The 9,290-nt window shown below is 73.0% G+C and carries 11 protein-coding genes; 10 read left to right on the top strand and 1 reads right to left on the bottom strand.

The window, feature by feature from the left end; all coding sequences use genetic code 11:
• The first annotated feature begins 59 nt into the window (after positions 1 to 59).
• From rsmD to mutM, 7 genes are all read left to right on the top strand, one after another.
• Positions 60 to 656, top strand: a complete 597-nt coding sequence (gene rsmD / locus ABEA77_RS33005; RefSeq protein WP_345655731.1) for a 16S rRNA (guanine(966)-N(2))-methyltransferase RsmD — start codon at positions 60 to 62, stop codon at positions 654 to 656.
• A gap of 26 nt (positions 657 to 682) precedes the next feature.
• On the top strand, positions 683 to 1,162 hold the full coding sequence (coaD, locus tag ABEA77_RS33000) for a pantetheine-phosphate adenylyltransferase (protein ID WP_345655733.1): 480 nt from the start codon (positions 683 to 685) through the stop codon (positions 1,160 to 1,162).
• A gap of 120 nt (positions 1,163 to 1,282) precedes the next feature.
• Positions 1,283 to 2,533 carry a DivIVA domain-containing protein gene (locus tag ABEA77_RS32995; RefSeq protein ID WP_345655729.1) on the top strand — a complete coding sequence of 417 codons (1,251 nt, stop codon included), beginning with the start codon at positions 1,283 to 1,285 and terminating at the stop codon, positions 2,531 to 2,533.
• Between the two features lie 179 nt (positions 2,534 to 2,712).
• Entirely contained in the window at positions 2,713 to 3,351 is a 639-nt protein-coding gene (locus ABEA77_RS32990) for a YceD family protein (RefSeq protein WP_345655727.1), read from the top strand.
• 2 nt (positions 3,352 to 3,353) lie between these two features.
• Positions 3,354 to 3,527, top strand: a complete 174-nt coding sequence (gene rpmF / locus ABEA77_RS32985; RefSeq protein ID WP_225018003.1) for a 50S ribosomal protein L32 — start codon at positions 3,354 to 3,356, stop codon at positions 3,525 to 3,527.
• Between the two features lie 19 nt (positions 3,528 to 3,546).
• Entirely contained in the window at positions 3,547 to 4,326 is a 780-nt protein-coding gene (gene rnc, locus ABEA77_RS32980; protein WP_345655722.1) for a ribonuclease III, read from the top strand.
• 1 nt (position 4,327) lies between these two features.
• Positions 4,328 to 5,203 carry a bifunctional DNA-formamidopyrimidine glycosylase/DNA-(apurinic or apyrimidinic site) lyase gene (mutM, locus tag ABEA77_RS32975; protein ID WP_345655720.1) on the top strand — a complete coding sequence of 292 codons (876 nt, stop codon included), beginning with the start codon at positions 4,328 to 4,330 and terminating at the stop codon, positions 5,201 to 5,203.
• 107 nt (positions 5,204 to 5,310) lie between these two features.
• On the opposite strand, the gene ABEA77_RS32970 is transcribed toward mutM, so the two are convergent.
• The gene (locus tag ABEA77_RS32970; RefSeq protein ID WP_345655718.1) at positions 5,311 to 6,237 is read right to left on the bottom strand and encodes a CAP domain-containing protein; all 927 of its coding nucleotides are present in this window, start codon (positions 6,235 to 6,237) and stop codon (positions 5,311 to 5,313) included.
• 125 nt (positions 6,238 to 6,362) lie between these two features.
• Between ABEA77_RS32970 and ABEA77_RS32965 the strand changes: the two genes are divergently transcribed.
• The 3 genes from ABEA77_RS32965 to ABEA77_RS32955 all read left to right on the top strand — a co-directional run.
• Complete coding sequence (locus tag ABEA77_RS32965; protein ID WP_345655716.1) at positions 6,363 to 6,644, top strand: acylphosphatase; 282 nt, start codon at positions 6,363 to 6,365, stop codon at positions 6,642 to 6,644.
• A 402-nt stretch (positions 6,645 to 7,046) separates the two neighbouring features.
• Positions 7,047 to 7,262: a hypothetical protein gene (locus ABEA77_RS32960; RefSeq protein ID WP_345655714.1), complete on the top strand. Its 216-nt coding sequence runs from the start codon at positions 7,047 to 7,049 to the stop codon at positions 7,260 to 7,262.
• 255 nt (positions 7,263 to 7,517) lie between these two features.
• A partial coding sequence (locus ABEA77_RS32955) for a chromosome segregation SMC family protein (RefSeq protein ID WP_345655712.1) occupies positions 7,518 to 9,290 on the top strand: 1,773 nt, incomplete at its 3' end.

Genomic DNA, 9,290 nt, shown 5'->3' with positions numbered 1-9,290 from the left:
AGACACCCCATCAGCCACACCCGGCCCTCCCGGACCGCCTCACATTCTTAAGGACCCCCATGACCCGCGTGATCGCCGGCGCCGCCGGCGGGCGCCGGCTCGCCGTGCCGCCGGGCAACGGCACCAGGCCCACCTCGGACCGGGCGCGCGAGGGCCTCTTCTCCAGCTGGGAGTCGCTGCTCGGCACCTTCGACGGCATCCGCGTCGCCGACCTGTACGCCGGGTCGGGCGCCGTGGGCCTCGAAGCGCTCTCCCGCGGTGCCGCGCACGCCCTGCTGGTCGAGGCGGACGGCCGCGCCGCCCGCACCGTGCGCGAGAACGCCCGCACGGTCGGCCTGCCGGGCGCAGAGGTGCGCGCCGCCAAGGCCGAGCAGGTGGTGCGCGAGCCCGCCCCTGGCGACCCTTACGACCTGGTCTTCCTCGACCCGCCGTACGCCGTGGCCGACGACGATCTTGGCGAGATCCTGCTCACACTCCGCCGCCAGGGGTGGCTTGCCGACGCCGCCGTCGTCACCGTTGAACGGGCCACCCGGGGCGGTACGTTCCGCTGGCCCGAGGGGTTCGAGCCGCTCCGCTCCCGCCGCTACGGCGAGGGCACCCTGTGGCACGGCCGCGCCACCGCGGCAGGCCCCGCACCCGCAGCAGCCGCGTCATGACCACCCCGGAGAGCGAGGAGAACCCAGTGCGCCGCGCCGTCTGTCCCGGATCCTTCGACCCGATCACCAACGGGCACCTCGACATCATCGCCCGCGCGTCCAAGCTGTACGACGTCGTCCACGTCGCAGTGATGATCAACAGGTCCAAGCAGGGCCTGTTCACGGTCGACGAGCGGATCGACCTGATCCGGCGCGCCACCGAGGAGTTCGGCAACGTGGAGGTCGAGTCCTTCCACGGCCTGCTCGTCGACTTCTGCAAGGAACGCGACATCCCCGCCATCGTGAAGGGCCTGCGCGCCGTCAGCGACTTCGACTACGAACTCCAGATGGCCCAGATGAACAACGGGCTCTCCGGCGTCGAGACGCTGTTCGTGCCCACCAACCCCACCTACAGCTTCCTCTCGTCGTCCCTGGTCAAGGAGGTCGCGACCTGGGGTGGCGACGTCTCGCACCTGCTGCCGCCCGTGGTGCACGAGGCCCTCGTCGAGCGGCTCGCCGCGCGCTGAGCCGGACCGCCGGGCCGCCCCGCGGCCTGAAGGGGCGTCACCCGGTGTCGGACACCGTTGCCAGGGCCGTACAGTCGTGGCGTCCGTCTCGTAATCCGGCTGAGAAAAGGCGAGCACACGGTGGACGTGCAGAAGAAGCTCGACGAGATCGTCGACGCTGTGGGGAACGCCAGGTCCATGCCCATGTCGGCGTCCTGCGTGGTGAACCGCGCCGAACTGCTCGCGATGCTGGAGGAGGTGCGCGCGGCCCTGCCGAACTCCCTCGCCCAGGCGGAGGAGGTCATCGGCGGCCACGAGCAGCTCACCGCCCAGGCCCGCCAGGAGGCCGACCGGATCATCCAGGAGGCGCACGCCGAGCGCGCCACGCTGATCTCAGGCACCGCCGTCGCCCGGCAGTCGCAGGACGAGGCGGACCGGATCCTCGCCGAGGCCCGCAGGGACGCGGAGGAGATCCGCGCGGAGGCCGACGACTACGTCGACTCCAAGCTCGCCAACTTCGAGGTCGTCCTCACCAAGACCATCGGCTCCGTCGACCGGGGGCGCGAGAAGCTGCTCGGCCGGGCGCCGGGCGAGGCCTCCGGCGGCGCTGACGACGCAGACGGGCCAAAGGCCGCGTACGACGCCGACCCCGAGGCCCCCGAGTACAGCTCCGACCCGGCCACGCTGATCCGCCGCGCCGACGACTACGTCGACGCCAAGCTCGGCGCCTTCGAGGCCGTCCTGTCCAAGACGCTCGAAGCGGTCGGCCGCGGCCGGCAGAAGCTCCACGGCCGGATCGCCACCGACGAGCTAGGCGCCCACATGGCAGCCCAGGACGCGGCAGGCGGGCAGGGCCTCATCAGCGACGCGGACTTCCTCTCCGACCTCTCCGACCTCACGGAGAGCCGCCCGCCCGCCAGGGAGCGGCCCGCGGCCCCCGCCGCCCCCGAGCCCGCGGCCGCGGAGGACCGCCCGGCCATCCCCGCGCAGCAGCCCTACCAGGACCCGGGCTACGCGCCCACCGGGTACGAGACCGGCGCCTGGTCCGCGGCGGGCATGGGCCAGGGCGCCGCGCAGGACGGCATGGCGGGCGCCGAGGGCTATCCGGCCGCCGCCCAGGGCTACCCGGCAGGCCAGGCGTACGGCGCCGACTACGCCCAGCAGCAGGAGGCGTACGCCTACCAGCACGACCCGTACGCCTACCAGCAGCAGGGCGGCTACGAGCAGGCAGGCCAGGCCGCCCCGTACGGGCAGGACGCGTCGCAGGGCTACGGCTGGCAGCAGCCCCAGGACGCCGCCCAGCAGCAGGGCGCGGCTCTCGACGAGACCAGCTTCTTCGACACGAGCATGATCGACCTGGAGGCGCTGCGCCGGTACGAAGAAGGCCGCTGACCGGTCACTGACCAGGGGCGCGGCACCGGATTGGGAGCTGCGGCGCCCTACCGGTATCCTGGCCCTTCGGTCGCGTACACGTGTCGCGATCTCGGCTGTCCGCCCGGTCCGTCCGGTTCCCGGACGTCAGCGGCAGCCCTCTCGGTGACATCCCCGACGCGACGAAAGCTGGGACGGTTGTGAACGCGCGCCTCGACCACCGCAACCCCCTCGTGTTCGACACGCACGAGCTGGGGCGGCGCCCTGGTGCGCTCCAGCGGCTGACCCGGTCGGTGCCCGCGCCGAAGGACTTCGGCATCGACGGCGTCATCGGCGTGACCGAGGGCGACCCCGTCGAGCTGGAGCTCCGGCTTGAGTCGGTCATGGAGGGCGTGCTGGTCTCCGGTACCGCCCGCGCCACGGCCACGGGGGAGTGCGTAAGGTGTCTTGAGCCGCTCAGCCGCGAGGTGGAGGCGGACATCCAGGAGCTGTTCTCGTACCACGACGCCGACGACCGTGGCCGCCCCAAGGCGGAACCGGCCGACGACGCCGAGGACGAGGACACGCTCTTCGTCGAGGACGGCTTGTTCGACCTCGAACCCGTGCTGCGTGACGCGGTGGTGCTCGCACTGCCGATGCAGCCGTTGTGCACGGAGGACTGCGCAGGCCTGTGCCCCGAGTGCGGGGTCAGGCTGGCGGACGAGCCCGGACACCACCACGACGCCGTCGACCCCAGGTGGGCGGCGCTGCAAGGACTCGCCGAAACCGTCAAGGACGGCGAGAAGGACGAGATGGACGGCACCGGCCCCGGTGCCGCCGACGAGAAGCAGGAGAAGTAGCCGTGGCTGTTCCGAAGCGGAAGATGTCGCGCAGCAACACGCGCCACCGCCGGTCGCAGTGGAAGGCTGTGGCCCCCAACCTGGTGGCGTGCGAGCGCTGCCAGGAGCCGAAGCTGCAGCACATCGCGTGCCCCAGCTGCGGCACCTACAACAAGCGCCAGGTCATCGAGGTCTGAGCGGCTGGTGAGAGGCTCCATGTCTGAACTGTCCGCGGACAAGAACGCAAAGAAGCAGGCAGACACCGTCCACGCAGCCTCGTCCCACACGCTTCTGGAAGGGCGGCTCGGGTACCACCTTGAGTCCGCCCTTCTGGTGCGTGCGCTGACGCACCGCTCCTTCGCCTACGAGAACGGCGGACTGCCGACCAACGAGCGGCTGGAGTTCCTCGGGGACTCGGTGCTCGGCCTCGTGGTGACGGACACGCTGTACCGCATCCACCCGGACCTGCCCGAGGGGCAGCTCGCCAAGCTGCGCGCCGCGGTCGTCAACGCCCGCGCGCTCGCCGAGGTGAGCCGCGGCCTCGACCTGGGGGCCTTCATCAGGCTCGGCCGGGGCGAGGAGGGCACGGGCGGACGCGACAAGGCGTCCATCCTCGCCGACACCCTCGAAGCGGTCATCGGCGCGGTCTACCTCGACCAGGGGCTCGACGCGGCGTCCGAACTCGTGCACCGGCTGTTCGACCCGCTCATCGAGAAGTCCTCGAACCTCGGCGCGGGGCTCGACTGGAAGACCAGTCTCCAGGAGCTCACGGCGGCGGAGAGTCTCGGCGTGCCCGAGTACGTCGTGACGGAGAAGGGCCCCGACCACGAGAAGGTCTTCACGGCTGCCGCCCGCGTCGGTGGTGTCTCGTACGGCACCGGCACCGGCCGCAGCAAGAAAGAGGCGGAGCAGCAGGCCGCGGAGTCCGCGTGGCGCGCCATCAAGGCCGCAGCGGACGAGCGGGCCGCCGCGGGCGTAGCCGCTCCCCAGGAGTGACGTGCCGGAACTGCCCGAGGTGGAGGTCGTACGGCGCGGGCTCGCGCGCTGGGTGAGCGGCAGGACGGTCGCCGAGGCCGAGGTGCTGCACCCGCGCGCCGTACGGCGCCACATCGCGGGCGGCGAGGACTTCGCCGCACGGCTCCGGGGCCGCACCCTCGCCCCTGCCCGCCGGCGTGGCAAGTACCTCTGGCTGCCGCTCGACGAGGCCGTAGGGCCGGGCACCTCGGTCCTCGGCCACCTCGGCATGAGCGGCCAGCTCCTGGTGCGCCCGGTGGAGGCGCCCGACGAGAAGCACCTGAGGGTCAGGGTGCGGTTCGCCGACAGCCTCGGCACGGAGCTGCGCTTCGTGGACCAGCGCACTTTCGGCGGCCTCTCGCTCCACGACAACACGCGGGACGGCCTGCCGGACGTCATCGCGCACATCGCCCGCGACCCGCTGGACCCCGACTTCGACGACGACGCCTTCCCCGTGGCGCTGCGCGCGAAGCGCACCACGGTCAAGCGCGCCCTGCTCGACCAGTCGCTGATCAGCGGCGTCGGCAACATCTACGCCGACGAGGCGCTGTGGCGCAGCAGGCTCCACTACGACCGCCCGACCGCGTCGCTCACCCGCCCCCGGATCGCCGAACTGCTCGGCCATGTGCGGGACGTGATGACCGCGGCGCTCGACGTCGGCGGCACCAGCTTCGACAGTCTGTACGTCAACGTCAACGGCGAGTCGGGCTACTTCGACCGCTCCCTCAACGCCTACGGGCGTGCGGACGAGCCCTGTCTCCGATGCGCCACGCCGATGCGGCGCAGGGCGTGGATGAACAGGTCGAGCTACTTCTGCCCGCGCTGCCAGCGCCCGCCGCGGCCCGCGGCGCGCGCCTGACGCAGCCGGCACCGCCCGGGGGCGTACGCCACGGGCAGCACGGCACGACCGGGCCGGCTACCGCGCGGCAGCCGCCCCGGAGCCGCCCGGATGCCGAAGGGACCCGCTCAGAACCCGAAGTCCTGGGTCCACCACGGGCCGCCCGGTCCCTCGTGGACACCGACGCCGAGGCGCGTGTAGTCGCAGTTGAGGATGTTCGCGCGGTGGCCCTCGGAGTTCATCCAGGCGTCCATCACGGCCTGGGCGTCGGCCTGGCCCCTGGCGATGTTCTCGCCGCCCAGCTTCTGCACGCCCGCCGCGTCGGCGCGGTCCCAGGGGGTCCTGCCGTCCGGGTCGGTGTGGTCGAAGAAGCCGCGCGCGGCCATCTCGTCGCTGAAGTCCTGCGCGAGCGAGTCGAGCGAGGAGTCGTCCCCCAGCGGGCTGCACCCGGCCTTGGCGCGCTCCTGGTTGACCAGGGCAAGGACCTGTGCGGCCTGGGACTGGGACGCCGCAGTCGGAGCCGGCTGCGCGGGCGCCTTCTCCACGCGGTCGGGCGAGGCGGGCGGCGCGGGTTTCCTGCTGGCGGGGGCCTTCGCCGTGGTTCCGCCGGCCGTCGCGGACGGCGCGGAGCCGTGCGGCGCGTGCTTCTTCGACGGGGCCGCCGTCGAGGGGCGCGCCTCCGGGGCGGCGGGCGAGGCGCTCGTGCCCGCGGAACCCGAGGGCGAGGCGCCGGGGGAGCGGGTGGGGGACGCGTCGGCGCCGCCCTGCTCGCGCAGATCGGTGGGGCCCGCCTCGGCCCGCACCTGGCGGCTCCCGGTGGCGCCCGCGCCCACCTCGTAGTGGCCGCCGCCGGGTATCAGGCCCGACGCCACGGCCACGGCGCCGACCGCCATCGCGGCGGAGGCGCCGAGCAGCCCGGTGCGCACGGGCCCGGCGCCGCGCCGCCTGCCGCCCTGGGGCCTGTCGCCCGCGGCGGCCCCTGCGGCCCGCGCGGCGTGCGGATCCCGGACGGGTACGGGGGCGGGCCGGGCACCGGAGCGTCCATGGCGTCCCATCCGCGGTCCTTCCTCGCGCTCGAAGCCTTCACCCGAACGGGTGAAGGCGTGTCGCGACGGGACTGTACGCCATGGTGTGTGGGGCCGGTGAGGTCTGAGAGGAATCCCGCGGTTAGCGTGCGTACATGGACGATCATGTGCGGCTCACCGCCTGGGTGCGCGGCCGGGTACAGGGCGTGGGGTTCCGCTGGTTCACCAGGGCGAACGCCTTGGAGATCGGCGGCCTCGCCGGCTTCGCGCTCAACCTCGACGACGGCCGGGTCCAGGTCGTGGCCGAAGGGACGCGTGAGAGTTGCCACCGGCTGCTCGACTGGCTGCGTTCCCCCGACACGCCCGGTCGGGTCGACGGCGTCACTGAGATCTGGGACACGCCCCGCGGCGGCTACTCCGGCTTCGCGATCAGATGAGCCGCCCGCCGGGCGCGCGCCCCGCGCCGCCGCGGCGCGCGCCCCCCGGGGTGCCCACGCTCCCCGCGGGCACCCCGGATGACCAGGCTGTTGCCAAGCGGACCCGGTGCGTGACAGGCTGCCGCCCACACACGTGTCCGGCGCGAAGGAGCCAGGGGAGGCAGACCGCGCCGGGCGGCAGCGGGCGCCACGCAGCGCCCCGCCGTGCCCGCACGGACCGTGATCGTGTTGACCGTCAAACTTTTTGGTGAGACTCTGGAAGCCCCGCGCACACCAACAGTCCGGCAGCGAGAACCACAGAGGTTGCCCCCTCTCTGCCGGGCGCGCGGGAGCTTTTTCCCTCACGAAACCACGACCCACACCGCAAACCGGTCGGTCACTCATTGTGGAGGACCATCCATCATGGCAAAGGCGCTTCTCGGTTATGTCGGCGGTTCCGACCCGCGACTCCTCGCCGAGATGCGACGGCTTCAGCAGCGCGTCCAGGACCTCGAATCCGAACTCGTACGGATCCAGTCCGAGAACGACGCGCTGAGCGCAGCCGCCGCACAGCACCAGGGCGAGTCGCTTCTCGACGGCATCGGCATCGATGTTTCCCAGGAGCCTGCGCTCACCTGACCGACAGGGCCCGCAAGGGCCCCAGGTCAGGCGGGATCTTTCTCGCCGGCAAGATATGCAAGGGACGCCGCTCCGGCGTCCCTTCTTTCTTTCGTCTCCGTCTCCCCTGGGGCGACCCTTCGCCCGAAACCGCCAATTCCCCCGCGGCGCCGCCGACTTCCATCCTCCCCTGGCTCTTTCTTAACGTGTGATGTGCCCTGCGCGTTCAGCGGTGAAACCGCCGACGGACGATCTGTGCGGGTAGAGTCCGGCGGCGTGCACCTCAAGGCCATGACACTGCGCGGGTTCAAGTCGTTCGCGTCCGCCACGACGCTGCGCTTCGAACCCGGCATCACCTGTGTCGTGGGGCCCAACGGCTCGGGCAAGTCCAATGTGGTCGACGCGCTCTCCTGGGTCATGGGGGAGCAGGGAGCCAAGTCGCTGCGCGGCGGCAAGATGGAGGACGTCATCTTCGCCGGGACCACCGGCCGCCCGCCGCTCGGCCGGGCCGAGGTCTCCCTGACCATCGACAACTCGGACGGCGCGCTCCCCATCGAGTACGCCGAGGTCACCATCACGCGGATCATGTTCCGCGGTGGCAGCAGCGAATACCAGATCAACGGCGACACCTGCAGGCTCCTCGACATCCAGGACCTGCTCTCCGACTCCGGCATCGGCCGCGAGATGCACGTCATCGTCGGGCAGGGGCAGCTCGACTCCGTCCTGCACGCCGACCCGATGGGCCGCCGGGCCTTCATCGAGGAGGCCGCGGGCGTCCTCAAGCACCGCAAGCGCAAGGAGAAGGCGCTGCGGAAGCTGGACGCGATGCAGGCGAACCTCGCGCGCGTGCAGGACCTCACGGACGAACTGCGCCGCCAGCTCAAGCCGCTCGGCCGCCAGGCGGCCGTCGCACGCCGCGCCGCCGTCATCCAGGCCGACCTGCGCGACGCCCGGCTGCGGCTGCTCGCCGACGACCTCGTCACGCTCAGGGAGGCCCTGCGCACCGAGGTCGCGGACGAGGCCGAGCTCAAGCGCCGCAAGGAGGAGGCCGAGACGCGGCTGAAGACGGCGCTGACCCGCGAGGCCGACCTGGAGGACGAGGTCAGACGCCTCACCCCGCGCCTCGCCCGCGCCCAGCAGACCTGGTACGAGCTGTCGCAGCTCGCCGAGCGGGTCCGCGGCACCGTCTCCCTCGCCGACGCCCGCGTCACCAGCGCCACCCAGACGCCCCCGGAGGAGCGCCGCGGCCGCGACCCCGAGGACATGGAGCGCGAGGCCGCCAGGATCCGGGAGCAGGAGGCCGAGCTGGAGGCGGCGCTCGAAGCCGCGGAGCGCGCCCTCGACGACACCGTCTCCCACCGCGCTGACCTGGAGCGCGAACTCGCCGTCGAGGAGCGCAGGCTCAAGGACGCCGCGCGGGCGCTCGCCGACCGGAGGGAGCAGCTCGCCCGGCTGCACGGGCAGGTCACGGCCGCCAGGGGCCGGGCGGCCTCCGCCCAGGCCGAGATCGACAGGCTCGCCGCGAGCCGGGACGAGGCGCGGCAGCGGGCCGCCGTGGCGCAGGAGGAGTACGAGCAGCTCAGGGCCGAGGTCGAGGGCCTCGACGCCGACGACCACGAGCTGGGTGAGGAGCACGAGGCCGCACGCCGCGCCCTGGCCGACGCCGAGGCCGCGCTGAGCGCCGCGCGCGAGGCGGCCACCGCGGCGGAGCGCAGCCGCGCCGCCGTCGCCGCACGCCATGACGCGCTGGCGCTCGGGCTGCGCAGGAAGGACGGCTCTGGCGCGCTGCTCGCCGCGCGCGACACGCTCACCGGGCTGCTCGGCCCCGCCGCCGAGCTGCTGTCGCTCGCGCCGGGCCACGAGGTCCAGGTGGCGGCGGCCCTCGGGATGGCGGCTGACGCGCTCGCGGTCACCGACACGGCCACGGCCGCGCGGGCGCTGCGGCTGCTGCGCGAGCAGGACGCGGGCCGCGCGACCCTCCTGTCCGCGGGGCCCGCGGCTCGCTGCGCGCCGGAATACTCCGTCCGCCTCGGCCGGGTAGGGGCCGGG

It is taken from the genome of Streptomyces tremellae (assembly GCF_039540215.1).
GTDB classification, from domain to species: Bacteria; Actinomycetota; Actinomycetes; order Streptomycetales; family Streptomycetaceae; genus Streptomyces; species Streptomyces tremellae.
This window is presented reverse-complemented; position numbering and strand designations above follow the sequence as displayed.